The following is a 24,151-nucleotide window of genomic DNA, read 5'->3' on the forward strand; positions in this document are numbered from 1 at the left end:
TCCGATAGGCGGCCTTCGCGTTACTTGTCCTCGTATGCCCTGCGCACGTCGTCGTAGATTTCGAGGATCGGTATAAGCGGCAGCAGCACGATGAGCAGGACCAGGCAACCCACGATCCCGAGGAACCAGCCCACCTGCTCTCCGAGCCACCTCAGCCTCGTCATCATGACAGCATCTCGTTCACGCGCCGCTGCACGATGGAGTAGTACGACCCCAGCCGCCGCTTCCGCTCCTCGCCGTTGCCGTAGTCTCCCCGAATCACCGCACGGGCCATCGCGTCGACGTCCATTGAGGTCGAGCTCGCGCCCGTAGCGCCCAGGATCTCGTTCACCCGCTGCTGCACGGCCGAGTACTTGTCGCCCAGGCGCCGCTTCCGCTCGTCGCCGTTGCCGAACTCGCCTGCGATCACGCGCCTTGCCAGGGCGTCAATGTCGTAGGAGCCACCAGAGGAGCCGCCAAGTAGGATCCGGTTGACCTCCGCCTGCACCTCGTCGTATCGGTCGCCCAGCGCAGCCTTGCGCGCATCGCCATTTCCGAACTCTCCGGCGATGACCCTCGCCGCAAGCTCTGACACGTCGCCGGAGGGCGCACCAGAGCCGGTAGGGGTTGAGGCCCCGCCAACGTCGGCCTTGCCGTTGTAGTGGAGCACGCCGTCCCAGCTGCCACGGTAGTAGTCCTGGATGCGCGACTCGCGCCCCGTCTGGTCGCCTGGCGCACCGTCGATGCCGCCCGTCTCCGAGCCGGTGAAGTGGCCGATCTTGCCGCCTCCCAGCGCCATCGCCGTGTGGTTCTCCTCGTCGAGGTAGATGTCGCCGCGTTGGGCGTTTGCGGTCACAGCCTGCCACGAGAAGAGGCCCGAGCCCACGAACATCTCGCGCATGCCGCCGGTCCAGTTGTACCGCGTGATGAGCCCGTCGTACGTCGTGCCCGCGAGCGCGAGCTCCCATGCCTCGCACACGGCCGAGGAGCAGTCGCGGTCGCCCTTGGTGACCTTGACGACGCCCGCGTCCGTTTTCACGCTGCAATGGCCGCTCGTGCCATGACGGCCAGGCTGGCTGTACCCGTGCTCGGCGCAGTTGCAGAGGTGCTCCATGATCTGCGCGGCCACGTTCGCCCTGCTGATAGACACTTCCTTCACCTCCCCGGTGCCAGCGGAGGCGCCGGCAATTGCGCAGAGCCTCCGCCAGTCGTCCTTGGTTCCGTAGAAGAGATCCAGATCAAGATGGCCGCCGTAGCCGGGGATGCGTCCGGTCCCCGTGTACTGGAAAATCAGCGGAGAAGACCACGCGCCGAAGTCCCAGCCGTCGGTCCACGGCTCGCTCAAGAAGCCGGTTTCCTCGTAGTTGGGGTACTGCGCCACCCACAAGGGATACGTCTTGGCCACAGCAGCCCAGTCGTACGAGAAGAGCACGCTCTTGCTCGTGTAGATGCCCGGCGTCACGCCGGTCTTAGCCTTCACGCGGTCGAGCCACCTCTTCGCCCAGGACGGCCCCAGGCTCAGCGCGTCCGCCTCCCAGTCCAGGAACGGGATCGCCTTGCCGACGTAGGGCCTGAACGCGGCGATGAAGTGGTCAGCCTCGGCCTCGGCCGAGCCCTCGTACCCACGGTCGCGCGCGTAGTGGTAGCAGCCCAGGAGCTTGCCGGCCGCCAGCGTCTCGTCGGCATGCCGGCGGAAGCACTCGTTCGAGTAGCCCGCGCCGCCGGTCGCCTTCACGATCACGAAGTCGCACGTGCCCATGGCCGAGACGACCAGGTCGTCCTGCCAGGAGCTGATGTCGATGCCGTTAAGCCCCACGCGCCTCACCCCTCGGGATCTCCGGCTTGTCACCGTCGCCGCCCAGGGCGGCCATGATGGGCGACAAAACCGCCATCACCAAGGCCACGACTAGACCCCTCACGCTCGGGTCCAGGACACACCAGCCCATGATCAAATCGAGGTTGGCGATCACCACGCCCAGGACCCCCTGCACGATCGTGCGCAGGAGCCTCCACTGCCACTCGTTGCTTGCCAGGAACTCGCTCATGTCAGCCCGCCTTTCCCTTGAGGGTCTCGATGTCGTTCCGCACGACCGAAAGCCCCTCTTCCAGGCGGTATGTCCGCTCGATGAGCTGGTTGTGCTTCTCGACCTTTGCCGTGAGGGCGTCCAGCTTGACCTCCATGACGGCCCTGCTCTTCGAGTTGGAGAGGATCACGCCAACCAGCGTGACCACCCCCGTGATGCACGCGACGATGATTGACTCCATGAAAAGGACCTCCACAACGAAAAAGCCGACACCCTCTGTCAGTGAGAGTGTCGGCCCGCGTCACAAGGTCGCTCCGGTGTGCCAGCGGGTATAATGCGGCCCATGGATTACGAGGTCAGACATATCAGGGAAGACGAGTGGCCCCTGCTCGAAGACTTCCTCTACGAGGCGATCTTCGTGCCGGTGGGCTTCGAGGGCGAAATTCCGCGTTCGGTCATATACGACGACCCCAAGTGCCGAGCCGCCTTCGAGGGCTTCGGCACGCTGCCGGACGACCGCGCCGTTGTCGCCGAGGTCGACGGCAGAGTGGTCGGCGCCTGCTGGGTGCGCACGACTGACGAGTATGGTCACATCGACGACGCGACGCCCTCGTTCTCCGTCTCGCTCTACAGGCCGTACCGGGGGCAAGGCATCGGAACAGCCATGATGAGCACATTGCTCACCGAGCTGCGTGACGCCGGCTATGCCCGCGCTTCGCTTTCGGTCCAGAAGGATAACCCGGCGCTACGCCTGTACGAGCGCCTGGGCTTCATCATAGCAGGCAACGGCTTCGATGACACCGAGTGGCTCATGGTTATCGATCTCTAACGTCAGTTTACCGTGACGTACCCCGGCGTGCTCGCCGTGTCAACGCGGAAGTACGTGTAAGCCGTCTTGCTGCTGGCCCACGCGGTGCCGTTGCCTCCGACGAGGCTGCCGCAGCTGTAGAAGCACTGCGAGCCCGTGATGCCGCTCGTGGGCAGCGCCCAGGTGGAGTCCGCGTAGATCGTCGTCAGGTGCGAGCACCCCGAGAACGTGTAGAACAGGTCAGTGAGCGTGGACGGGTCGAAGCCGCGGAAGTCGATGGTCGTGAATGCGCAGGAGCTGAACGTGTAGCGCATCGACCGCACGCCCGACAGGTTGCCCAGTCCGTTCATGTTGGCAAGGTTCGTACAGCTGTAGAACAGGTAGTTCAGGTTCAGGTACGAGAACGTCGCCATGTCCGCCGCGAAGGTCGCGCTGGTCAGGTTCTGGCGGTGCGTCGCTCCGGTGACGCCGTCCCAAGGCGTGAATCCCAGGCCCACGTACTTGCCGATGGCGCAGATCCTGCCGGAGGCACGCAGCGTGCGCGAGGAGTCAGGCGTCGATGTCGCCGTGAGCACGCCCTCGCCGTCGGCGTAGTAGTGCGCGTAGAACCACGTGCGCTGGTCGTTGTTCGGGTCGGTCAGCACGCCGCCGGCGCCCAGCTTGCACACGCTCGCGCCGCTGGTCTGGGACGGCACGAAGCCGTCCGTCCCGCCGACGAGCCTGGTGCAGCCGGTGAACATGAGCGAACCCGAGAGCCCCGAGTTGCTGAAGCTCGTTGCGTAGATCGTCTCAAGGCTCGTGCAGCTGGAGAACATCTGCGTGGCGCTGGTCATGCCGGAGAGGTTCTCGAACCCGCGCACCTCGGTGCAGTTCGAGAACGCGTTGAACCAGTAGTTGCAGTTCGTCAGGCCGAGCCCGGAAATTGTGCTGTCGATGTAGACCTTCTTCACCAGCAGCTTGATGGAGTCGTACGACCTCGCGCTGGCCGACGAGTAGCCCGCCGGGTCGATCTCGAAGACCTGTACGATGCGCCCGCCGGTGACCGACGTTCGCCGCTCGTAGTAGTTGATTTCGAGCGTGCCGTCATCGAGCAGCAGCGCACGGATCTTGTAGCCCACGTCCCATTCGAGCGCCAGGATGGCGGCGGCCATGTCGCCCGGCGCGTACAGCGTCGAGAGTCCGTTCTGCCCCCGTATGACGTCGGCGATGTCCGAGAACACCGACTCCGGCAGCACGCCGGACTCGAGCGTCATGTAAGGCTGCGCCTGGTAGCTCCCGGCGTCCGTGCCGTCGAGGGCCGCCACTGCGGCGGCCATCTCGCGCGGCTTGTACAGCGTGGCCATGCCAGCCTGGTAGCGGATCGCGTTTGCGATGTCGGTGAGTATGCGCGTGGAGACGGTGCCAACGGCCATGATCAGAACTCCTCTTCCTCGAGGTTCGCGAGCGCCGCGATGGCGTCGTCCACGTACTGCTTCGTCGCGTAGGCAGACAAGTCGGGCGTCGTTCCCGCCGGACCCTGCGGCCCGGTTGGCCCAGTCGCGCCGGTCTCGCCCTTGAGGTTGTGGAACGCGAAGGCGAACGTCCGGGCGGAAGCCGTGCCGCCCAGCGTGACGCTCACGGACGGCGTGCCGGTGGCAGAGTCGACAGTCGCGCTCGCTCCGGTGATGGTCGCGTTAACGCCGTCATCGCCAGTGTCGCCCTTCGGCTCTTGCGGTCCCGTGGCTCCGGTCGCGCCGGTCTCACCTTGCGGGCCCGTCTCGCCCTGGGGGCCGGTCTCGCCCTGGACTCCCTGGACTCCCTGCGGCCGCGCAGGTCGGCCGAGCTCGTGCCCGATGCGCTCGTCACCGTCAGCACCGAGCCATTCCAGCTGTGCGTGCAGGAGACGCCATTAGCGCCGGCGGGACCAGTTTCACCTTGCGGGCCAGCATCGCCGGTATCACCTTTTGGCCCTTGAGGACCGGTCGCACCCGTGTCGCCCTTCTCGCCCTGGGGTCCCTGTGGGCCAGTGGCTCCGGTGGCTCCCGTCTCGCCCTGGATGCCCTGCGGTCCCTGCTCGCCGGTGTCGCCCTTGGGTCCCTGCGGGCCTATATCGCCTGTGTCTCCCTTGTCGCCCTTCACGCCCTTGGAGACGTTGGCGGTCGTGGTGCCGTTCTTGTCGGTGATGGTGATGGTCGCGCCCTCGGCGGTCTGGGTGATCGTGGCCGTCGGGCTGTACCCGTCCGCGCCGTCGGCCCCGTCGTAGTCGCCGCGCGCGGCAGCGGCCTGTATCGCGTTCGCGACCGCCGTGGCGCTGTCCGCCGCGTCGTTGGCGGCCTCGGCGGCTTCCTCCGCAGCGTCCGCAGCCGCCGTGGTGATCTCGATCGCGCCCTCATAGCGCATGATCGTCTCCACGAACAGGGTGAAGCCGTCCTCGCTCTCGGTGCCGCCGATGATCACCGGCTCCACGCGGATCGTGAACGCCCGCGTGGAGATGCTCTTCCCGTCGTGTGTCACCATGAACTGAGCGTCAACCGCGCCCTCGGCCTCCTGCATGGCGGCCGGGTAGTACACGACGAACTGGCCGAGAGACGCGTCGATCTCCGTCATCGGCTCGCATCCGCGCGTGCCGGCCATCTTGTGCCGCCAGAGGAAGTAGACCTCGGCGCCGGTGAGGTCGGCCGCCGCGCCGCCCTGCCGCACGTGCAGCTCCAGCCCGCGCCCCGAGGCGTCGGCCGGAGAGGCCACCAGGAAGTCTCCCAGCCGCTCGTCCGCCGAGTCCCATATCATCGTGTGAAGTCCGTAACCGTCGAGCATGCCGCCCTCCTCGCGTATGAGTTGCCGAGAAGAGCATCCGCCCGCGTCACAGATTAGAAGTCCAAATCCGCCAGCTCGTCCAGGTCGTCGATCGCCGTTGTCACGGTGTTCTCCACCACGGTCACCGATGCGGCCGTGGTCAGGTTTCCGTCGATGCCCACCACGTCGTCGCGCAGCGTGGCCACGTCGGCTGCCAAAGCGCTCACCTGCGCGTAGTCCACGGGCTCCACGGTGCCGATCGTCACCCGCGCCACCACCTGCTCGCCGAAGGTCCGCACGCGCCGCACGACGCGGGCAGTAAGCCGCCACTCCGGGTCGCGCGACGTGTCTATCACGGCCACGGTGTCGCCCAGGTCCGCGTCGTCGCCGTCGAGCGCCGCCACGTCCACCTCGTAGCTCACCTTGGGCTGCGACGCCTCCACGAGCGTCCGCCTGGTCAGCGCCAGCAGCCGCTCGGGCTCTGTCACCTCGGAGAACGTCACCTGCCCGAACGAATGCGCCTTCGCCGTGTGGTCAGCGTTCCAGCGTCCCCAGACCTGCTTGGCGCTCTCGTCTGCCACGTAGTTCAGCCCGCCGTTGATGTCCCCGAAGGTCAGCTTGCGCCTATAGCCCGCCTTGTAGTTGCCGTCCTCGTCGGTGAAGGGCAGACCCGCCCCGAAGCCGTAGAGGGCGGTGTACACGTCCTGCTCTAGCACCGTGCGCGTGCAGCCGGCCATGTTCTTGCCGTAGGTGAAGCGCAGGCCGCGCCAGTCGCCGCGCTGGGCGTCCAGGCGGACCGAGCGCGATGCCACGTGCCCGCCCGAAACGGTGATGATCGGCGTCACCTCGCCGCCCCACACCTCGGCCACGCGCCGCAGCGCCCAGAGCGCGTTCTGGTGGTAGATCAGCGCCCCGGCGGTGCCGAGACTCGCGCAATACGCAACGCTCCACCTGGTCGGCGCCAGCACGGCCGCCAGGGCCTGCGCCGCCGTCCTGCTCACCAGCTGGGCCTCCTCGATGAAGTCGTCCAAGAGCTCGCAGAGCGACGACTCCGCGTACACGCTGCAGAGCCCGGCCACCGGCTCGTCGGTTCGCACCACCACGTGCTCGCGCCAGGTCGAGCCGTCCAGCCACAGCAGCCGGTCGCCCTTCGCGGGCACCTCGTAGCTGCAGAACTCGAGCGTGTCCTCGCCGTTCAGCTCCTCGGTGTGCACGAGCTCGCCGACCACGCGAAGGAGCCCGATCCGCTCGTCCCACCGGTCGAACCAGTAGAGCGTCGGCACCGAGCCCGCCATGCTAGGCCCACCTCTCGCAGAAGCGCGTCTCCACGTAGGTGCAGTTGGAGGTCGACACGACGCAGTCGCCGGGCTCCAGCGCGAAGAAGTCGCTCGCCAGGGCCACGCAGTCCCGAGCGTCAACGTCGTTTATCAGCACCGTCTCGCCCTGGCAGTCGATCACCACGGCCTCGCCGCCCGCGAAGTCGTAGTCCACGCGGATGCCCTTGCCGACAGACGGCAGCGAAACCTGCAGGTATGACCCCGCAGAGGCCACCACGCGGAACTCCGGCAGCGTCGGCCAGTCGCCGCCCACCTCGAAGCGCGACGTGCGCTCCACGCGCTCCGCGCCCCAGCCGATGGGGTCGAACAGGGTGAAGGTCAGCGTGCACTCGCCGGCCTCGAAGAGGTTGGACCAGTCGGGCGCGCCCACGAGCATCGCGTCGCGGTACTCGACCTCGGGGTCGTCGGGCAGCACCAGGCTCCCGCCGCCGGGCCAGCTGAGCCACCGGCGCACCTTGCCGCGCATCCGCGCCATGCCGGTGAATCCGGGGTTGTAGCCCATGTCCATGAAGAGCCGCACCCGCACGTCCACGGGCGGTATGTAGCCGGAGACCAGCAAAGCACCGGCGCGTCCCGGCACGGCCATGGCCTCCGCGACGATGGGGTTGGCCGCCCGCTCGATCACCTCGGCGCTGCAGATCTCGGAGAAGTCGTTCCCCGCGTAGACGATCGACCTCATGCGTTGCCCCTGGCACGCCCGTAGGCCGATGCCCGGCGCTGCGACTCGCGCGCCGCCCTGTCGTCCTTGCCGAACGGCCGCGCACGCTTCAACGTGGCCTCGGCCACATGCCCGCTCGCGTTCACGCGCTTGCCCTTGTCGCTCATAGGCTCCTCACCACCGTAAGCACAACGTCGAAGGTCCAGACGAAGCGCCCGGACCCGTCCCTCTCCTTGAACGCCGGCGCCGTGGTGTCCAGGCCCGCGATGCGCCAGCTGCCGTTCTCCGCCACTGGCTCCCAGCCGTAGCGTCGGATCCACCTCTCGCAAGCGATAGCGTCGGCCTCGGCCTTGGCCGCCACCTCGCGCACGACCATCACGGCGACGGTGACGGTCCCGCGCTCCTCGTGCTCCATGCGGCTCACGCGCTCGAGCCTGCCCTCGCGGACCACGATGGGCTCGGGCTCCATGTCGGCCGACGGAAGACTTGCGAAGTAGCTTGCGAAGTCGCCCTCAAGCAGGGCCTTCGCCACCAAGAAGGAAAGCTGCAAGACCAGCTCACCTCACCTTCAGTTCCCAGTGGTGCACGCGGCCAAAGAGGTCGCAGCACGCGTGCGACTCGGCCACCATCATCGAGTGCCCGCTCACGGCGACGCGCGATCCCGCCGGCACGTCGAACGCGCCGATGGAGTTCACGGCGTCCACGAACACCGTTCCCTGGCCCGCGTCGGCGCTTCGGTGGTCGTCCTCCGACACCTTCTGCGTCCGCTCGAACCGCACGTTGGCGATGATCTGCGGCTCCTCGAAGGTCCCGTCGGCAAGCGGCACCCTCACGGTCATAACGTCGGGCAGCGCCGAGCGAGGTATGGGCCGGATGGAGCGCATGTCAGCACACCCCCGTGAACGCCATGCCGGAGAGCCCCAGCTCCCGCAGCGCGGCCGCCGTCGCCAGCTCCTCGCCGGTCGTCTGCTGGCTCGCGTAGTTCTTGACCGAGAACTCGCCGATCTGGAACCCCCCGACCTCGCCCGCGCCGTACTCGGCGAAGGCGTCCACGGCCGCGCACACCGCGCGCTTGAACACGTTGCAGGTGGTCGTCGCTCCCTTCACGGCGCAGAGCCACCTCACGTGCGCGTCGGCCATGGGCAGCGATGCCGCGAAGGCGGCCTCGGAAAGGCCGCCCCCGTAGGTTTGCGAATACCACTCGTATGTCACGGTGGAGGCCACGGCTACTCCGTCGCCGCCGAGACGTACACGCCGTCGAGCTTGTTGTCGAAGAGCTCCACGATGCCGTACTTTCGGTACTTCATCATGTAAGAGTCCAGGGATTCCAGCTCGTCCGGGCTGAACACGCGCGACGCCACGTGCTTGTCGAACTTGATCACGGCGCTCTTCTCCACCACCATGAAGTTGATGGCGCGCCCCACGCCGGTGAGCTCGTAGTAACCGGACAGGCCGCTCTTGGTGGGCGACGCCACGGCGGTGTAGGTGTAGCTGCCCTCGCTGCCGCTGCGCGTGTAGTAGGTCTTGGAGGCGTCCACCTCGGTGTCGGCCGTGGGCGCGTAGCTGCCCTCGGAGCGCTGGTAGCCGAACTGGTCCCCGTCGCCGGAGAGCAGGTCGATCGCCGTGTAGAAGCGCACCTGCGGCACCTCAACGATGCGCGAGAAGCGCTCGAGCACGCGGTTGGAGCGCGTCGGGTTCGCGTAGGAGAAGTCGTCGAGCACGCCCTTGAGCGTCGGCGTGATGAACAGGTAGCGGCTTCCCAGCGTCACCTGCTTCTCGTCCATGACGCTGGTGACCTCGCGGAGCTCGGCCAGCACGTCCAGTGCGGAGGCCTGCGAGAAGTCGTCGGTGGCGACCTCGACGCCGGCGTGCCCCGCGATCTGCGCGAAGGTGAAGGCGTCGGCCTCGGGCGCCACCTGCGTGCGCTGCAGCTCGGCGCCGGCCTCGACGAAGCAGTCGTTGACTCCGGCCTCCTCCACGTCCATCACGTCCGCGAACAGGCGGATGCCGCGGTCGTAGTTGAAGGTCTTGGTCTCGAACTCGTAGGTGATCGCGCCGGTCTTGTAGCCGACGTTTCTGGTGTAGTTCCCGAGGCCCGTCACGGAGATCTTCGGGATGAGGATCTCCTTTGCGTTGTGGCCCGCGCGCACCATGCGGCGGCCGCTGTTCAGGCAGCCGGACACGGATGCGCGCTGGTAGACCTCGTCGATTACGGATGTGTAGTTGCGTGCGAACGCGATGTTGTTGCTAGGCATCTCTTAGCCCTCCTTCTTGGTGTCGTCGTCATCGTCGGTGAGGCCCGCGATCTCGCGCCAGTGCTTGAGCGTCTTGCCTTCGTCGCTGGCCGCGCCCGCGTTGGGCAGCCCGGTCGTGCCGGAACCCGCAGAGCTGCCGCCCTTGGCGTGCTTGCCCGTGGCCTCGAAGAGCCAGGGCTCTGCCTCCTTGAGCTTGTCCACGTCGTTGCCGTGGTCGGAGAGCAGGGCGCGTGCCGCCTTCACGTTGCGCACGCCCGCGAGCTTCAGCCTGAAGTCGATCCGGTCGCTCTCGCCCTGGGCCTTGAGCTCGGCGATCTCGCCGCGCAGCTGCTCGGCGGTCTCGGCGTTCTTGGCCGCCTCGGCAACCTGGGCCTCCAGGGAGGCGATCTTCTCGTCGCGCTCGGCGATTTGCTTCTCGTAGTCGGTCTCGCTGCCGCTTACCTGCGACTGGCCCTGTTGCGTTTCCTGCTGCTCTTGGCCCTGCTGTTGCGCCTGGTCCTGCGCGCCCTGCGTGGCTTCCTGGCCGCCATTGGTCTCACCGTCCATGTTCTGTCCTGCCTTTCGTCTCGTAAGGCGGGCAGAGACGAACAATGCCCGCACCTTTACCGGTACGGGCATTGTCTTGGGGTGTCACAAGCTGGTGCGTATTTACGTCAGCGCGGGTATCCTGTCCCTCTTATCAACCGCTTTGTTCAGGGCTTTGAGCTTCGAGAGCGACACTTGGTATTGGCCGTTCTTCGGCCTTGCTCGGTTCTCGAACAAGTTCCAGACGGGTTGACCGGGTCCGTTGTACACCTCGCTTATCTCGCCGTCCCCATCGATCTTGAGAACAATCAGGAAGTCCGGGTTCTCGTTCAAGGCCACGCTGCCGCGTTGAGTGGCCTTGACTTGCACGAGCCTCCCGTCCGGCGATGTTCCGTCATGTCTGGGCGTTGACGAGACGAAGAGGTCGATGCCGTACCTTTCGGCCGCGTAGACCTCGCCGATGCTTCCGATCAGATGCCCGTCCAGCGTAAAGTGGCGGTGCTGGTCATGGTAGTCATGTTCCAACTCACCGACGATGCCGTACAAGCGTCGGATGATCTCGGCAAGCTTCTTGCTGCCTGCGGTTTCTCCCATGGTGCCTACTCCCTGCATCCTGCAAGCGATTCGATCGTTTCGAGGAGTGACGTGATGTTATCTGCAGCGTTGGAAAGGTCGAAGAAGAAAATGTCCACCTGCACGCCGTCGCTGCTCACGTGCCTGCCCTCGGGCATCAGCCCAGGCTTCACGCCCTCATGCCATGGGTAGAGAAGGACGACGTGTTGCATACCCTCGTCCTCGGCGCGGTACCGCTGCCCGTAGGCGTACATCTGGTGCATGTCCGCCACCGACAAATCCCTTGGGCCGAAGACGTGCTTCCACTTGGTATCGAGCACGACGCGGCGCCCGTTGGCGCACCCACAGAGGATGTCGGGGCGCAGCGAGACGCGCCTGCCCTCGAAGAGTGGGAGTAAAATACATCATCATATTAGCCAATTTTTCCAGAAATACGTCCTTATTTTCGCCTTTTCGTGTGAAAATAAGGACGTATTAATATCGAAATGATTGGAGGGACCATGGAGCGACCCCTCATGGAAGACCTCGTCAGGTGGAAGGACGCCGCCCGCAGGAAGCCCCTCGTGCTCAACGGGGCTAGGCAGGTCGGAAAGACCTGGCTACTCAAGGAGTTCGGCGCGAGGTACTTCGAGAATGTCGCCTACGTCAACCTTGACAACAACCCAGGCCTTGCCACCCAGTTCAATGCAGGCTACGACCTGTCCCGCCTTTTGCTCGTGATTCAAGCGGAGAGCGGGCAGAGGGTGACCCCCGGCAAGACCCTCGTCGTGCTCGACGAGATCCAGGAGTGCCCCAAGGCGCTCACCTCGCTCAAGTACTTCTGCGAGAACGTCCCCGAGCTCGCCGTGGCGGCGGCGGGGTCGCTCCTCGGCATCACGTTCCATGAGGGCACCGGCTATCCCGTCGGCAAGGTCGACACACTCGACCTCCATCCTCTGAGCTTTCGCGAGTTTCTCGACGCGACAGGTAACCCAATGTTGCGGGAGATCGTCGACTCGGGCGACGGAGAGCTCCTCGGATCCCTCGCGGTGAGGTTCGTGGAGCTGCTTAAGCAGTACTACTTCGTCGGGGGCATGCCTGAGGCGGTTGCCACGTTTACCGAGTCCGGCGACCTGGCCGCCGTTCGTGCCGTGCAGGAGGGCATCCTGTTTGGCTACGAGAGGGACGTCTCGAAGCACCTGGGGGCTGTCGAGGCGGAGCACGCCCTTGCCGCGTGGCGCTCGCTGCCGGCGCATCTTGGGCAGGAGAACAAGAAGTTCGTCTTCGGGCACGTCAGGGAGGGCGCCCGGGCTCGGGACTACCGTTCGGCGATTACCTGGCTCACCCGGGCCGGCATCGCGACCAGGGTCTCTAGGGTGTCCAAGCCGGGCATCCCTCTCTCTGCCTACGCCGACGAGTCCGCGTTCAAGCTCTTCGCCCTCGACCTCGGCCTCCTCGGAGCGCTCTCCGGGCTTGACGCCTCGAGCATTGTCGACGGCAACGCGCTCTTCACCGAGTTCAAGGGAGCCCTTACTGAGCAGTACGTCTGCCAGCAGCTGATCTCGGACTGCGGCCTCAGCCCGTGCTACTGGTCCGCGCAGAACTCCCGAGGCGAGGTCGACTTCCTCGTGCAGCGCGGCGGCAGGGTCTACCCCATCGAGGTGAAAGCTGAAGAGAACCTGAAGTCCAAGAGCCTGGGGGCGTTTTCCGAGCGGTATCCCGGCACGATGCCGAGGCGCTTCAGCCTCTCGGGCTTCCGCGACCAGGGCTGGATGCGCAACGTGCCGCTCTATGCCATCGGAAACCCAGGGTGCTGGGATTAATGGGCGTCGTGGTAGGCGTTACGAGCTAAGGTTGCCTGGCAGATGAAATTTACTCCTTCTGGTCCAAAAGGGGCATGATTGCACGTGAAAGGGGCAGAGTCAGGTGGTCATTGCACCACGTTCTCATGATGCCTCGGATAGCACCTCGGCGATGGCCTCCGCGGGCGTCCTCCATCCCAGCGTCTCGCGGGCCCTGCCGGTGAGGAGGTCTTGGACGCAGACCACCTCTGCGTGGGCGGTTCCGCCCTTCTTGCGCAGCTCCACGGTCTTTTGCTCGGACCCCGTCGTGCGCCTGGGTGATCGGGGCATGCAGACTCCTGACCGGACCGCATCGGGCCCAACTTTTCGTCCGCATGCCCCTACCGCTCAAACCGAATAATGCCACTGCCTATGCAGGCAAATACTCACGCAGCAGCATGCCGTAGTCAGCCTTCACATTGATCTCATCCCTGGCCATGATTCTAGTCAGGATCGAAAGGAGACCATCATGTCCGCTTTGACCATGGGGCTCGCGGATGCGAAGAGCAACTTCTCCCGCGTCACCGTCGAGGTGAACAGGACCAGCAGATCCGTCACGATACTGAAGAACAACAACAAGCCCTGGGTCGTCATCCAGCCCGTCAAGAGCGCAGACAGCTCCTGGACGTCGCGGTCGGCTTCATGGACGAGTACACGGACGCCCTCGAAGAGCTCGCCAGGTGAGCGCGCCCAAGATGTCCGGACACGAGTTCAAGCCCAGCCATGGCGAGCTTCTGGAGACGATTCTCGGCGTGACTGACGGCACCTTGAGCTACGGAAGGTCTCGTAAGCTAGGTGCAGAGCGCTATGGGCTAGGGGGAATGCGGGTTGCGGCTGCTCCGGCATCGTCGGCCTCACAAGGGCTCCTTTGACAACAACTGCATGGCCCCCTTTTATTCGCCGTGTCAAGGGGTCTAGGGGTAAAAGCGTTATCCTTGATAATTTGCGACCGAGATGATACATAAAAAGCAATGGCGCCACCCGCAAGAACAAGACCGATGATAATCAAGACATTCATCTGTTGTCCTCCGTTTTCTTACCCAGCAGTCTCAGCTTGAATTCCCTGATCCGGGCCGCAGATCTGCTTGTGAAGATCACGCCGAGAATAATCATTCCAAATGCAATGCCAAGGCCAAAACCGCCGATGCCGTCATATGGCGTAGTCTTATCCAGCCCTAGCAATGTAATCACCAGAAAAGCGGCAAAGCCGATCAGGCCGGCGATAAACAGCCAGTGCATCCTGCGAAGCAGTCTTGCTTTTTCCTCGTTGCTGTAATCTGCAACCTGCAATACCGTATCTTTCAGTTCCCGACTCATATGCTCACTTTTCCTTTCTCCGTTCAGGATCTCACGGAGGTCAACTGTGTAGAAATCAGATAATTCGATCAGGATGTCCAGATCCGGCATATTGCTGCCGGTCTCCCCCCGGGATACCGTTCTGCGCGCGACGCCAGTCCGCTCCGCGAGCTGCTCCTGCGTGAGTCCCTTTTCCTTACGAAGCTCCTGAAGGATTTTCCCAATCTTTACAAGATCCATGGTTTTATGGCCTCCTCTCTGGGTTCAGCATGCTGCAGATTTCTTTTGCATAACAGGACACAAAGTGAGCAATTACCCTATTCCAAGGATGAGACATGGCATGACTCGTTGACATTAAAGATCATTGCTTTTTGCTTTTGCTCTTGAACGCCTTGACCATAGCATCACTAAGCCCCTGAGACGGCACTTCCGTACCCATCGGTCTGGGCGGCCAGTCCGTGAACCTCCCGATTTCCCGTTTGCCGCTTCCGAGGTCACCGTAAAGACTTCCATCGACGGCACCGTCGAGAACCTCAGGGATGTCCCCCAGCTCATCAAGGATGGAGAGTTCTCAATCAGTGCTAAACCCATCACCTCCGACAAAATTCCCGAAGGCCTCGAACTCCCCGAGCAGGGCAAGGTCCCCGCTCGCCTTGTTGCCATGGCGGAGCAGCTCACGTTGAGCCTCTCAAAAGGTCGCGCATATCCCCCGTCGTCACCCTTGGGCGGCAGGGGGCTTCTGATGGTGCGGCACTATCATTTGCTCCACCACCGAGGCCTTCTTACTTGACGGAATACAGCCTCGACGTCCCCGTCGATCTTGAGGTTGTCTGGGGACAGCTTACGCTTTCGCTCAAGCACACTCCAGAGTCCCTCGATCATCAGTCTCCCCTTTAGGCAGAGAACCGTCTTGGCCGAGGTCGGTATGTCCTAGTCGCCTCGGCCTCGCTCATGCGCAGGTCGACGTACTCGCTGACGTCCACCGCGAGCAGCTTCCCGTGCTTCTCCGACGTCAGCTCGACTCTATATTTCTCCGCAGGTATGGCACCACCCTTCCCTCGTGTGGCGCCATCCCATCGAATATAAGGAGATTAATCACCAGTTTAGTGCCCTTTTCCTGGACTCTTTCAATACGTCACGTAGCCTTGGGTTGCATGGCTTCCGACCCGTGCTGCGACAGTTAATTCTAATCAGCTTTCTGATCAGCTGACTACAGGGCGGTGATTGCGGCGATTGCACCAAACAAAACGCCAGGAGCATTTGCCACCATGATAGGCCAATCCTTTTTCTTTTGAAAGAAGCCATAGCAGACCCATAGAGTGCAGTTTATTGCAGCAACCATAGGCTGCAAGAAACCACTTTTATCTCCGTGAAGGTTATTTATGATCTGAGGGAAGTAAGCTATATACATGAGCATGGCGGTGCATGTTGCTATCCACCCAACAGTTTTGAATGTTTTTTGGTTCATAGTCTATCCCAACTTTCAGCGACGACAAGATGCACAAGATGGAAACGAAACAGCAGTAAGTAGAATAAAAACCAACTCTTCTATATATTATTACGAAAGCTATAGCGAAGTTTCATAAAAGTAACACGGTATATGCTAATCCATTTGAAAATACCCTTTCAGCACTTGGTAGCAAATGGTAGCTTCCGGTCTCATCTATCGTGCCGCCCCAACCACTTCCTGGGAGTGCTCGAGGCGTCTCCTTTACGCTTGCCATCGGCACTACAAGCCGAGAGGACGTCTCTAGAATGCGAGATCCTCATTCGAGGACACATCGAACGTCGCCATCATCTCCGAGCCTGTGTCGTCAGGCCATTTGCGAACTGTCCTGACAGCGATTTTCGCTCCTCCTTCTGCGGGAAGCCGAATACGCCCGTGCCGATGCAGCAGAGGACAATCGAAGACAGGCTGTAATTCTTCGCCAGGACCAGGCAACTGCTGTGGCAGCTGGCGAGCTGTACGTGGGTGAAGGTCCGTGAGACTCCCGTGCGCGATGGTACCGGCCGTATGGATGACGTGCTTCGAGGGGAGGTTGTACGCGGTGGTGATCTTTACCGATTAACCCCTCGAGCAGCTCGTCCTGCGTTTTGAGCCAGTTTTCATCCGCAGGTGTCGGTGACCTGGTGTTCACTAAGGTGCGGGACGCGTTCCCCTAGCTCATTTGCGTCGTTCGCCGGAGGGGCGTGGAGCCCGCGCTCGGCACACAGCTCTGCCGCTAGATGCTCAGGCAATCCCTTCTTACGACCGGACTCCATGCTGCGCCTCCTCGTGGCCGATCAACGCCAACGCCTCGGAGAGTGCCGTGTCGATATCGGCATCGAGTAGAATCAAACGGCTGCGGATCTCAGCCGGCGTATACGCCTCCCCATAGTTGGCGCATGCGTACTTGGCCTGCGGATTGGTGCTCGTGTGCTGCCAGAAGGGATATTTGATGATGACGGGTGTGCTCATGCCCACCCCCAGCTCGAGATGGGACACCCTTCCCCACCCGTGTGCGTCCATGAAGTCACGGTAGCGCCCCGCTGCCTCGTGCCAGCCGTTATCTTCCACAAAGGTGTCGTCTGCTCGCAGGTTCATGCTCATAGGCGCCCCGCATTTGGGGCAATGGGGCACCAACCTTTACGGTACCCGCATGCCATGCTCCTCCTCTACCATGCGCTTCACCGCCCCGTAGCTATCATAGGTGGCGTCGTAGCACGGTACGCTGCGCTGCCACAGGCCGTAGTCACCCTGTGTGTAGAACAAGCGCTCCTTGGGGAATCCTGCCAGCTGGAACCGATGGTTCACGTTAGTGGTCAGGATGAAGAGATCCTCACCGTCAAGCAGGCGCAGGAGTTTCTCGTAGGTACCCTTTGGCGCGTCTACGTAGCGGCTGTACCAGATGTGGCGACTCCAGCATGCCCATTGCTCCTTAAATGTGGGGAAGGGGAGGAAGCCGGCCGAGTACATGTCGGTGAATCCGCGCGACTTGATAAAATCGGCGAAGCGGTGACGGAAGCGCTCGTCGCCGTAGGCGAAGCCCGTGGCTATTGAGAGGCCCGAGTCGGCGCCACTCTTGCACTCGTCTGCAGTGATTTCCTGCAGAAAGCAGGGACTGAAAGCCTGTCTGTGTGAAGGGCAAGCCCGCTTTGGACGGCTTGACGTCGTAGTCGTAGTGCGAACGAATAAATATATGACCGAAAATTATGCAGAGAACCTCAAGCGCAGGCGCAACTCCCGCAAGCACAGTAGCGACGAAAAAACTCCCTCCTCTGGGCCCTCCCGCCATTGATGCCAGAGTAGTCAGGACAGCAAATTGTGCGATGCCAGTTCCGCATAGCATAACCATCCAATGACAGGGCGGTTACGTCGTCATCGGCGGAAAGAGATAGGTGCTGGCTTCCACATGTACGGGGTATCGGGACCTACGCCCAGATGGCCATCGCGAGCGTCGCCACCGTGACCAGCGCGAGGCCCGCGAGCGCCCGCCTGGTGTAGCGCTCGCGGAGTACGGTGGCCGCGAAGCCCATGGATACGAGCGTCGAGAGCCTGTCGATGGGCACGACGACGCTCACGATGCCCTGCTGGATGGCGAGGTAGTAGCAGAGCCAGCTGGCGCCCGTGGTCACGCCCGAAAGGGCGAGGAAGGCGAGCTCGCGCCGGTCGAGCGCGGAGGGCCGCGCCTGCGGCAGCTTGTGGCGCAGGGCCACGACGAGCCAGGCCATCACGAGCACGAAGCAGGTGCGCACGGCCGTAGCGAGGTTGGAGGGCACGCCCACGATGCCGACCTTGGCGAGGATCGAGGTGAGTGCCGCGAAGACGGCCGAGCCGACCGCATAGACGAGATAGGCGCTGCCGTGTGCCGCGGCCGTCTCGGCATCCGCCGCCTGCCTGCGTTCGACCATCATGAGGGTGCCCAGCAGTATGGCCGCGGAGCAAGCGAGCTTGAGCGGCAGCGCATCCGTCTCGCCAAAGAGCGCCATGGCCAGGAGGATCGTGAGGACGGAGCTCGTCTTGTCGATGGGGACGACCTTGTTGACGTCACCCATCGAGAGCGCCTTGAAGTAGCAGATCCAGCTCGCACCGGTGGCTACGCCCGAGAGCGCGAGGAAGGCCCACGACGTGGCGCCGATGGAGCCGAGCGCCCCCGCCTGCCCCGTCAGTGCCGCCATGAGCCAGGCGAAGGCGAGCACTACGACGGTACGGATCGCCGTCGCCACGTCCGGGTCGGTCCTCCTGATGCCGAGCTTGGCGAGAACCGCCGTCACGCCCGCGAAGAGCGCCGAGCCAGCGGCAGCCAACAGCCACATGTCTGGTCATCCCCCAGGGGCCGCGATCCTGCAATCGCATCAGACTGTAGCGCCTTGGCGAGCCAAAATCCATGGCATCCCGCGGCCGCGTCGCTATGCCACCTGGTGCCTTCTGAATGACACTGCGGACAGGGGCACGCAGACGACCAGCGCCAAGCCGTAGAGCGCCGTCACGACGGCCTCCAGGTCGAGCACCACCGGTCCCGGGGCATACGAGACACCTTGGGTGAACAGCGGGCTGGGGGCCAGCGCATTCGTGGGGAACAGGTAGGACAGGCGTTCCAGCAGATCCACGTCCCCGGTCGGGATCAGCGCGGTCATCAGCACGAGGACGACATCCACCATGAACACGGAGAGCGTCGACCTGGTCCGTGACGAGAGGGCCAGCGTGAGCGCCGCGAAACCCATCGCCATGAGGTAGGCGAGCGCGACGCCGACCGCCACCGCCTGGCCCATCGTGAGGGCATACGGTGCGGTGACCGATACCAGCTGCACGGGGAGGTCTCCTCCCTCCACGCCGAACGCCCCGAGCGCGATGCCGCAGAGGATGGCCGCGCAGAGGGCGAAGTACGCCGTCGAGAAGAGGAGCGATGCCGCGACCTTCGCCGTGACGAGCCGGCCTCGGCCGTGCCGCGTGGCCAGGATGACGGCGTCGGTGCCATCCTGGTACTCGGAGGAGAACACGGGGGCGAGCACGACACAGATGGCGATCATGGGGAACGCCAAGAAGCCGAGGCAGTCGAGGACGTCCACCCAGCCGCCCGCGTACCCGTACGAGAGGGGCCTGCTGACCGCGGCTTGGCGGGAGGTCCAGTACGCCACCTCCGCGTCGGTGTAGTCCCAGCCGTTCCCTCCGTGGATGAGCTCTTGGTACCTTGCGTCCACCGCACCGTAGAAGTCGCCCTCCTCGTCGGACGAGAGGCCCGCCACCGTCTGGCAGGGCTCCTGCCCACGGACATGCCAGGGGGAGAGGAGGTAGGCGTAGTACTTGTTTGACATCGTCTCGAACGTGGCGGCATCGTGGCTCTCGAGCATCAGCGAGTACGCCGCCTCGTCGCTCACGTCGAGGACGTCGTCGGGCGAGACGGTTCCGAAGGCCATGGAGCGATATCCCTCAAGGTCTTCCCGGACCCTCTGTGGGGTGAGGATCCCCGCGTGCGCGGCCGCCTCGGACCGCTCGTAGGCGATCGCCTCGGTTCCCGCAAGCACCCTTCCGGCACCGGCCTGCACCCGTGTCTCCGCTACGTTGAGGGCCATGATGCCGCACATGAGGAGGGCCACACCGATGCAGGTGAGCAGCGAGACCCGGCGGGAGAGCGTCTTCTTGAGCTCGAACGCGATGAGGCTAGGCATCCTCGTCCCCCTTCCTGGCGGCGGTGGGGCCGTCTGTGTTCACATCGCTGAAGACATGCATGTAGAGGTCCTCGAGCGTCCCGGGGACCGTCCGTGCGCCCGGGAGGGGGCAGGAGTCGCTCACGATGCGCACGATGGCTCGCCCGCTGTCGTCGTACCTCACGTTGCAGACGCAGAGCCGCTCCGTGAGGGCATCCGCCTCGGCGGCGGAGGTCGCACATTCCCAGACCTTGCCGTCGACGTGCGAGACCACCTCCCGCGTGGCGCCCTGCAGGACGAAGGAGCCGTCCCTCATGACGAGCACATCGTCGGCTATGTGCTCCACGTCGGAGACGATATGGGTCGAGAGTAGGACGATCTTCCCTTGGGCGAAGCCAGCTATCAGGTTTCGGAACCGGACGCGCTCCTTGGGGTCGAGGCCCGCCGTCGGTTCGTCGAGGACGAGGATGGACGGGTCGTTGAGGACCGCCTGCGCGATACCGAGCCGCTGCCTCATTCCCCCAGAGAACGTGCGGATCCTCGCGTCGCGCACCGTACCGAGCCCGACCAGGTCGAGGAGGGACGCGCTCCTGTCCCGTGCCGCCCTCTTGTCGACGCCCTTGAGCGCCGCGAGGTAGCGCATGAAGTCCATCGCGGTGAACTCGGGGTAGTACCCGAAGTCCTGGGGCAGGTATCCCAGCATCGAGCGGTACGTTGCCCCGAGCTCCCGGACGTCCTTCCCGTCGAGCAGCAGCATTCCCGAGGTGGGGCGCAGGATGTCGCACACCATCCGCATGAGCGTCGTCTTGCCCGCCCCGTTCGCCCCGAGCAGCCCATACACCCCCGGCATCAGGCGCGCGCACACGCCGTCCACTGCCACCTTGTCCCCGAAGGACTTGGTGAGCCTGTCAATCGTCAGCTCCATCGTCTGCTCCTTGTCATCGAGCCTGGGGGATCGTCCGTCAGAGGGCGGGGGTGCCGGTCCGGTTGGGCAGGGGTGCCATGCCGTACGCGCATGCCCGCACCCAGGAGATGGCCTCCGCGAGGGACCACGCCGCGCCGATCCCGGACGCGACGCCCCAGACCCACATGGACGCCGCGTCGTAGGCCGCCGGAACGGCGGCGTACACGGCGCACGATGCCGCAGCCACGAGGGTGACCCAGGCGACGCCCGCCAGCGCCGCGTCGGTCCGACTGGATCTCATGCCGAGGGCGAGGGCGCCCGCGCACGAGAGGAGGTAGGGTGCCGCCGCCCGCACGGCAGTGATGACCAGGTCGGTCCCCGCCAGGGCGGGCGCGACCACCAGGATGCCCGTCAGGGAGAGGGCGCTTGCCATGCCGAGGACGAGCAGGCGGGCCAGCGCGACGCTCCCCGCGCCGAAGGGGCAGGAGCGTTCGAGTTCCGCCATGCCCTGCGCCCTGCTGGCGAGGAGCCAGGGCAGGCCGATGGCGGCGCTCGTGGCAGCGAGCAGGCTCGTGGCCGCGGCCACGGTTCTGCCTCCCGCCCCGGAGGTGCAGACGGCGGCCATGAGGACCACCACCACGGTTTGGGCCGCCCAGGCCCGCCACCCTACGAACCGTACCTGCGCCCCCACGAAGGAGGCGAGCGCGTCGAGGCGGTCAGCCCTCCTGCAGCTGCGAGCCTCGCGCATCATCGCGCCCACGACCGCCTCGCGCCCCTCGTTGCCCGCTGGCAGACGCTCGGAGTGGTACGCCCGTCTGACCAGGCTCTCCAGGTCCCTCGTGTGCCTCATGTCCGCATCGTCTCCTCGTTCGTGGGAACGGTGGCTGCCGCGTCGTCCCCGTAGCCAGGTCCCAGGGCCTCCCCGAGTTGGGCGAGCGCCGCGTTGATCCTCCTGCGCGCGGCGAATCGCGAGATCCCGAGGACCCGTGCGACGTTCTTCACCATCAGGTCCTGCCCGTAGCGCAGCTCGACGGCTTCGCGGAGGTCCTCGGGCAGCTTCCCGAGTGCGGTGCGCACATCGAGGTGCACATCCGCCGCGGCGAAGCGCCCCTCGGCGCCCCCATCCTCGATGATGGCGCCATCCAGCTCGCCGGGCTGGAACCTCCCGGACCTCGCTCGATCGGCGCAGAGGTTCCGCGCGACGGTCAGGAGGAAGGCCATCGGCTTTCCCTCGTCCGCGTACCTCGAGCGGCTGCGCACGAGCCGGAGGAACGTCTCCTGGGCGACGTCCTGCGCATCCTGCGGCGAGTCCGTGTGGCGGCGGCAGTATGCGAGCACGCCGTCGTAGCACTCGTCGATGATGCGGCGGATGCCCGCCTCGTCGAGGGTATGGTCCTTGGCCAAGATTCGCACCTCCTACCTACTACAACGTATGGGGGCCTGGGTATGCCCGGCCACCATTTTCTTCCTGTTCTTGCCGGGCGGGAGGTTACGGTAGGGGCGTGTGGGTCATGTGAGTCAGTTGCCGAGCACCTTTTTGGGCCGATACTCGGGGGGTGCCGCCCAAAGTGCACACGCAATGCCTTTCGTGCCGCGTTTGCTCAGTTGACGGTTTTGAAAATGCGTTGCGTGCGCACTTTGAAGGGCACCCTCCGAGCACAAGGATGCCAACGCCGCACATGGCAGCACGATGGGACAGAGCCCCCTCGAGGCATATAGGAACGTCACCCCTGGCAGAGCCCCCCTGATGGCCTCCAGGTTACGAATCCCGATGCCCTTTCTGTCATAGGTGACGAGCTCATCGGCTCACATCCTGCCCAGCTTGCGCGAGAGTGATGGCCTGTGGATGCCCAGCCGCTCCGTCAACTCCTTCTTCGTGACATCGAGCCGCATCGCCAAGATGGCCCGGAAGTATAGGTTGGGTGACGACGTGCTCATGGCTGGTGGTGGCATCAAGAATGGTGCGCTGTGGGAGGTCCTGGAGGACGAGCTGATGTGCGACATCCATGAGGCCAATCTCTCCCCAGTTCAACGGGGCCATGGGAGCGGCGCTCACCGAGAGGTCACGCACGGAGAGGGAGCAGCGGAAGGAGCGCCGGCGGTCGGGCGGAGGGCGACCGGAAGCCCAGACCCCTCAGTGTCCGCGATGCCTTCGCTTGCGCTTCTCGGCGCGCTTCTCGAAGCGCTCCTGCCTCTCGGCCTCGCGCCTTTCCCTGGCGGACGCCCTGCGCGCGGCCTTCGAGGTCTCCATCTGCTCCGAGAGCGCCTGCTGGGCCTTCGTGGATGGCCCCCTGCCCTTAAGGGCACGGGATGCCTCGCGCTGGCGGCGCTTGGGACTGCCAGGCTTCCTGGGCGCCTCGGCTTCGATGCCGTCGGTGAAGGCGAGGCGGCCCCAGCCGTCCGTGACGAGCCGGAGCACCTCCTCGTTGGACAGCTCCGCCCCGAACACCACGCGGCATGCGGATAGCCTCCCGCCCTCCACGCGCTCGAACATTCCCACCCAGAACTGGCCATCGTGGAAGACGGTCAGGGTCATGGACGCACCGACCTGTGCCATACGCTCCTCCTTTTTCCATGTGCGGGCCAAAAGGAGAAGGGACGACCTAGGAGGAAGGCTACTGGGTCCGCATGGCGGCGGATCGCTCCACGAGTACCCGACGGGAGCTCTGTTTTCATCTCCTGCCCCGTCCGACAGCGGGCTGGCTATCGGGCGGACATGCTGCGGCCCAGTCTATCCCATGCGGAGGGCGGTGTCATCCCTGAGGGATATGGCCTGTTCCTCCCCAGACGACGGCCGGTCGGGCCATTCGCGCCTGCGTGTGCCTCGAGATGAAGGCCATGCGCATGATGGACGAGACGTAGGGCGTATGTTTGAATCCATTGCACCCTTCGCGCAGGAGGTGCCACCGAGCGCCCGACTAACGTGGTTCGGCATTGCGATGCCGCGGGAGTGGGGCGCCCTCACTCAAAGGTGGCGGCACGCCTTCCCATGACCCTCTCGGCGAGGCGCATTCCCAGGATGGCTACCGGAATGGCCAGGAGCACCATGACGCACAGCATCGGAACGTTCCGGATGACCTGTTCCACCAAGACCGCGTAGTCAGCGGACATCTCCTCGGTCGCGTCCTGCAGCGTGGCCGCCGTCGCCGTCCACCAATGCGCCGCATAGCCGTAGTAGGACAGCGCCAGCGGGATGAAGCTCAGCCTGACGCCCCGAAGCGAGCCGTAGCCCCTGACACCTCGTATGATCTCTGACAGGATGGTCAGCACGATCAGGATGATGATGAATGCCGCGTTACCCTCGTCCATGACAAGGGCGCAGACAAGCGTGAGACCATTCAGGATCGTGGCCGCACCAAACGTGCGGATCTCCGATGCCACGACAAGGTAGGGAAAGGCGAACAGAATCGGCGCTATAGTGCCAAAGTACGCATAGCATGCGGGATGAAGCAAGCTGCTCGTGGCTCCGATCACAAAGACCATGATGTAGGCAACGACTGCCACTCCGATGTGTAGTATCCGCTTTCCCATGGTTGACCTCCCGTCTCTTGCGTCCCAAGGACACTTGACGA

At 64.3% G+C, this 24,151-nt stretch carries 32 protein-coding genes; 2 read left to right on the forward strand and 30 right to left on the reverse strand.

Annotated features, from left to right (window positions below; all coding sequences use genetic code 11):
- Nucleotides 1-20: 20 nt before the first annotated feature.
- The 4 genes from HMPREF1316_RS13930 to HMPREF1316_RS01885 are packed head-to-tail and all read right to left on the reverse strand — an operon-like array spanning nucleotide 21 to nucleotide 2,244.
- The gene (locus HMPREF1316_RS13930; RefSeq protein ID WP_021725227.1) at nucleotides 21-167 is read right to left on the reverse strand and encodes a hypothetical protein; all 147 of its coding nucleotides are present in this window, start codon (nucleotides 165-167) and stop codon (nucleotides 21-23) included.
- Nucleotides 164-1,795, reverse strand: coding sequence for a GH25 family lysozyme (locus HMPREF1316_RS13010; RefSeq protein WP_021725214.1), 1,632 nt, complete (start codon nucleotides 1,793-1,795; stop codon nucleotides 164-166). The genes HMPREF1316_RS13930 and HMPREF1316_RS13010 overlap by 4 nt, the downstream gene beginning before the upstream one ends.
- Nucleotides 1,785-2,024, reverse strand: a complete 240-nt coding sequence (locus HMPREF1316_RS01880; RefSeq protein ID WP_021725215.1) for a hypothetical protein — start codon at nucleotides 2,022-2,024, stop codon at nucleotides 1,785-1,787. The genes HMPREF1316_RS13010 and HMPREF1316_RS01880 overlap by 11 nt, the downstream gene beginning before the upstream one ends.
- A 1-nt stretch (nucleotide 2,025) precedes the next feature.
- A complete protein-coding gene (locus HMPREF1316_RS01885) occupies nucleotides 2,026-2,244 on the reverse strand; it encodes a hypothetical protein (RefSeq protein WP_021725255.1) in 219 nt (72 codons plus the stop codon).
- A gap of 102 nt (nucleotides 2,245-2,346) precedes the next feature.
- Here HMPREF1316_RS01885 and HMPREF1316_RS01890 point away from each other — a divergent pair, with 102 nt between their 5' ends.
- Nucleotides 2,347-2,832, forward strand: coding sequence for a GNAT family N-acetyltransferase (locus HMPREF1316_RS01890; protein WP_021725253.1), 486 nt, complete (start codon nucleotides 2,347-2,349; stop codon nucleotides 2,830-2,832).
- 2 nt (nucleotides 2,833-2,834) lie between these two features.
- Here the strand turns inward: HMPREF1316_RS01890 and HMPREF1316_RS01895 are convergent, their stop codons facing one another.
- From HMPREF1316_RS01895 to HMPREF1316_RS01950, 13 genes are all read right to left on the reverse strand, one after another.
- Nucleotides 2,835-4,223 (reverse strand): leucine-rich repeat protein, encoded by a 1,389-nt coding sequence (locus HMPREF1316_RS01895; RefSeq protein WP_021725239.1) that lies wholly within the window; start codon nucleotides 4,221-4,223, stop codon nucleotides 2,835-2,837.
- A 2-nt stretch (nucleotides 4,224-4,225) separates the two neighbouring features.
- Complete coding sequence (locus HMPREF1316_RS13935; protein ID WP_021725222.1) at nucleotides 4,226-4,429, reverse strand: hypothetical protein; 204 nt, start codon at nucleotides 4,427-4,429, stop codon at nucleotides 4,226-4,228.
- Entirely contained in the window at nucleotides 4,426-5,604 is a 1,179-nt protein-coding gene (locus tag HMPREF1316_RS13015) for a BppU family phage baseplate upper protein (protein WP_021725249.1), read from the reverse strand. Before HMPREF1316_RS13015 ends, HMPREF1316_RS13935 begins: the two co-directional genes overlap by 4 nt.
- Before the next feature lie 53 nt (nucleotides 5,605-5,657).
- Complete coding sequence (locus HMPREF1316_RS01910; RefSeq protein WP_021725252.1) at nucleotides 5,658-6,878, reverse strand: phage tail spike protein; 1,221 nt, start codon at nucleotides 6,876-6,878, stop codon at nucleotides 5,658-5,660.
- Between the two features lies 1 nt (nucleotide 6,879).
- Complete coding sequence (locus HMPREF1316_RS01915; RefSeq protein WP_021725220.1) at nucleotides 6,880-7,599, reverse strand: phage distal tail protein; 720 nt, start codon at nucleotides 7,597-7,599, stop codon at nucleotides 6,880-6,882.
- Nucleotides 7,596-7,745 (reverse strand): hypothetical protein, encoded by a 150-nt coding sequence (locus tag HMPREF1316_RS13940; protein ID WP_021725237.1) that lies wholly within the window; start codon nucleotides 7,743-7,745, stop codon nucleotides 7,596-7,598. Before HMPREF1316_RS13940 ends, HMPREF1316_RS01915 begins: the two co-directional genes overlap by 4 nt.
- Nucleotides 7,742-8,128, reverse strand: a complete 387-nt coding sequence (locus HMPREF1316_RS01920; RefSeq protein ID WP_021725209.1) for a minor capsid protein — start codon at nucleotides 8,126-8,128, stop codon at nucleotides 7,742-7,744. Before HMPREF1316_RS01920 ends, HMPREF1316_RS13940 begins: the two co-directional genes overlap by 4 nt.
- Nucleotides 8,129-8,135: 7 nt before the next feature.
- Nucleotides 8,136-8,462, reverse strand: coding sequence for a putative minor capsid protein (locus HMPREF1316_RS01925; protein ID WP_021725241.1), 327 nt, complete (start codon nucleotides 8,460-8,462; stop codon nucleotides 8,136-8,138).
- Nucleotide 8,463: 1 nt separating this feature from the next.
- On the reverse strand, nucleotides 8,464-8,802 hold the full coding sequence (locus HMPREF1316_RS01930; RefSeq protein WP_021725207.1) for a hypothetical protein: 339 nt from the start codon (nucleotides 8,800-8,802) through the stop codon (nucleotides 8,464-8,466).
- Nucleotides 8,803-8,804: 2 nt separating this feature from the next.
- A complete protein-coding gene (locus HMPREF1316_RS01935) occupies nucleotides 8,805-9,833 on the reverse strand; it encodes a hypothetical protein (protein ID WP_021725217.1) in 1,029 nt (342 codons plus the stop codon).
- A 3-nt stretch (nucleotides 9,834-9,836) separates the two neighbouring features.
- Nucleotides 9,837-10,379 carry a hypothetical protein gene (locus HMPREF1316_RS01940; protein WP_040650902.1) on the reverse strand — a complete coding sequence of 181 codons (543 nt, stop codon included), beginning with the start codon at nucleotides 10,377-10,379 and terminating at the stop codon, nucleotides 9,837-9,839.
- Nucleotides 10,380-10,481: 102 nt separating this feature from the next.
- Nucleotides 10,482-10,952: a DUF6998 domain-containing protein gene (locus HMPREF1316_RS01945; protein ID WP_021725235.1), complete on the reverse strand. Its 471-nt coding sequence runs from the start codon at nucleotides 10,950-10,952 to the stop codon at nucleotides 10,482-10,484.
- 5 nt (nucleotides 10,953-10,957) lie between these two features.
- Entirely contained in the window at nucleotides 10,958-11,332 is a 375-nt protein-coding gene (locus HMPREF1316_RS01950; RefSeq protein WP_084620800.1) for a 5-methylcytosine restriction system specificity protein McrC, read from the reverse strand.
- A 114-nt stretch (nucleotides 11,333-11,446) separates the two neighbouring features.
- On the opposite strand from HMPREF1316_RS01950, the gene HMPREF1316_RS01955 reads away from it, so the two are divergent.
- Complete coding sequence (locus HMPREF1316_RS01955; protein WP_232204391.1) at nucleotides 11,447-12,733, forward strand: ATP-binding protein; 1,287 nt, start codon at nucleotides 11,447-11,449, stop codon at nucleotides 12,731-12,733.
- A 123-nt stretch (nucleotides 12,734-12,856) separates the two neighbouring features.
- Here HMPREF1316_RS01955 and HMPREF1316_RS01960 read toward each other — a convergent pair whose 3' ends face one another.
- The 13 genes from HMPREF1316_RS01960 to HMPREF1316_RS02015 form a co-directional block, all read right to left on the reverse strand.
- Entirely contained in the window at nucleotides 12,857-13,042 is a 186-nt protein-coding gene (locus HMPREF1316_RS01960; protein ID WP_040650904.1) for a hypothetical protein, read from the reverse strand.
- Nucleotides 13,043-13,765: 723 nt separating this feature from the next.
- Nucleotides 13,766-14,287, reverse strand: a complete 522-nt coding sequence (locus tag HMPREF1316_RS01965) for a helix-turn-helix domain-containing protein (protein WP_021725244.1) — start codon at nucleotides 14,285-14,287, stop codon at nucleotides 13,766-13,768.
- A 970-nt stretch (nucleotides 14,288-15,257) separates the two neighbouring features.
- On the reverse strand, nucleotides 15,258-15,515 hold the full coding sequence (locus HMPREF1316_RS13540) for a SemiSWEET family transporter (protein ID WP_021725221.1): 258 nt from the start codon (nucleotides 15,513-15,515) through the stop codon (nucleotides 15,258-15,260).
- 326 nt (nucleotides 15,516-15,841) lie between these two features.
- The gene (locus HMPREF1316_RS14970; protein WP_198009548.1) at nucleotides 15,842-16,063 is read right to left on the reverse strand and encodes a macro domain-containing protein; all 222 of its coding nucleotides are present in this window, start codon (nucleotides 16,061-16,063) and stop codon (nucleotides 15,842-15,844) included.
- A 229-nt stretch (nucleotides 16,064-16,292) separates the two neighbouring features.
- Nucleotides 16,293-16,631, reverse strand: coding sequence for a hypothetical protein (locus tag HMPREF1316_RS14245; RefSeq protein ID WP_198009544.1), 339 nt, complete (start codon nucleotides 16,629-16,631; stop codon nucleotides 16,293-16,295).
- Nucleotides 16,632-16,673: 42 nt separating this feature from the next.
- Nucleotides 16,674-17,003 carry an SIR2 family NAD-dependent protein deacylase gene (locus HMPREF1316_RS14250; RefSeq protein ID WP_021725205.1) on the reverse strand — a complete coding sequence of 110 codons (330 nt, stop codon included), beginning with the start codon at nucleotides 17,001-17,003 and terminating at the stop codon, nucleotides 16,674-16,676.
- Nucleotides 17,004-17,458: 455 nt separating this feature from the next.
- On the reverse strand, nucleotides 17,459-18,343 hold the full coding sequence (locus tag HMPREF1316_RS01980; protein WP_021725256.1) for an EamA family transporter: 885 nt from the start codon (nucleotides 18,341-18,343) through the stop codon (nucleotides 17,459-17,461).
- A 93-nt stretch (nucleotides 18,344-18,436) separates the two neighbouring features.
- On the reverse strand, nucleotides 18,437-19,696 hold the full coding sequence (locus HMPREF1316_RS01985; protein ID WP_021725245.1) for an ABC transporter permease: 1,260 nt from the start codon (nucleotides 19,694-19,696) through the stop codon (nucleotides 18,437-18,439).
- Nucleotides 19,689-20,600, reverse strand: a complete 912-nt coding sequence (locus HMPREF1316_RS01990; RefSeq protein ID WP_021725243.1) for an ABC transporter ATP-binding protein — start codon at nucleotides 20,598-20,600, stop codon at nucleotides 19,689-19,691. Before HMPREF1316_RS01990 ends, HMPREF1316_RS01985 begins: the two co-directional genes overlap by 8 nt.
- A 37-nt stretch (nucleotides 20,601-20,637) precedes the next feature.
- On the reverse strand, nucleotides 20,638-21,429 hold the full coding sequence (locus tag HMPREF1316_RS01995) for a hypothetical protein (protein WP_021725224.1): 792 nt from the start codon (nucleotides 21,427-21,429) through the stop codon (nucleotides 20,638-20,640).
- Nucleotides 21,426-21,983, reverse strand: a complete 558-nt coding sequence (locus tag HMPREF1316_RS02000) for an RNA polymerase sigma factor (RefSeq protein WP_021725233.1) — start codon at nucleotides 21,981-21,983, stop codon at nucleotides 21,426-21,428. The genes HMPREF1316_RS01995 and HMPREF1316_RS02000 overlap by 4 nt, the downstream gene beginning before the upstream one ends.
- A 730-nt stretch (nucleotides 21,984-22,713) precedes the next feature.
- A complete protein-coding gene (locus HMPREF1316_RS02010; protein WP_021725212.1) occupies nucleotides 22,714-23,136 on the reverse strand; it encodes a YjdF family protein in 423 nt (140 codons plus the stop codon).
- Nucleotides 23,137-23,540: 404 nt separating this feature from the next.
- Nucleotides 23,541-24,110 (reverse strand): MptD family putative ECF transporter S component, encoded by a 570-nt coding sequence (locus HMPREF1316_RS02015; RefSeq protein WP_021725204.1) that lies wholly within the window; start codon nucleotides 24,108-24,110, stop codon nucleotides 23,541-23,543.
- Between the last annotated feature and the right edge of the window lie 41 nt (nucleotides 24,111-24,151).

Source organism: Olsenella profusa F0195, from assembly GCF_000468755.1.
Taxonomy (GTDB): domain Bacteria; phylum Actinomycetota; class Coriobacteriia; order Coriobacteriales; family Atopobiaceae; genus Olsenella_F; species Olsenella_F profusa.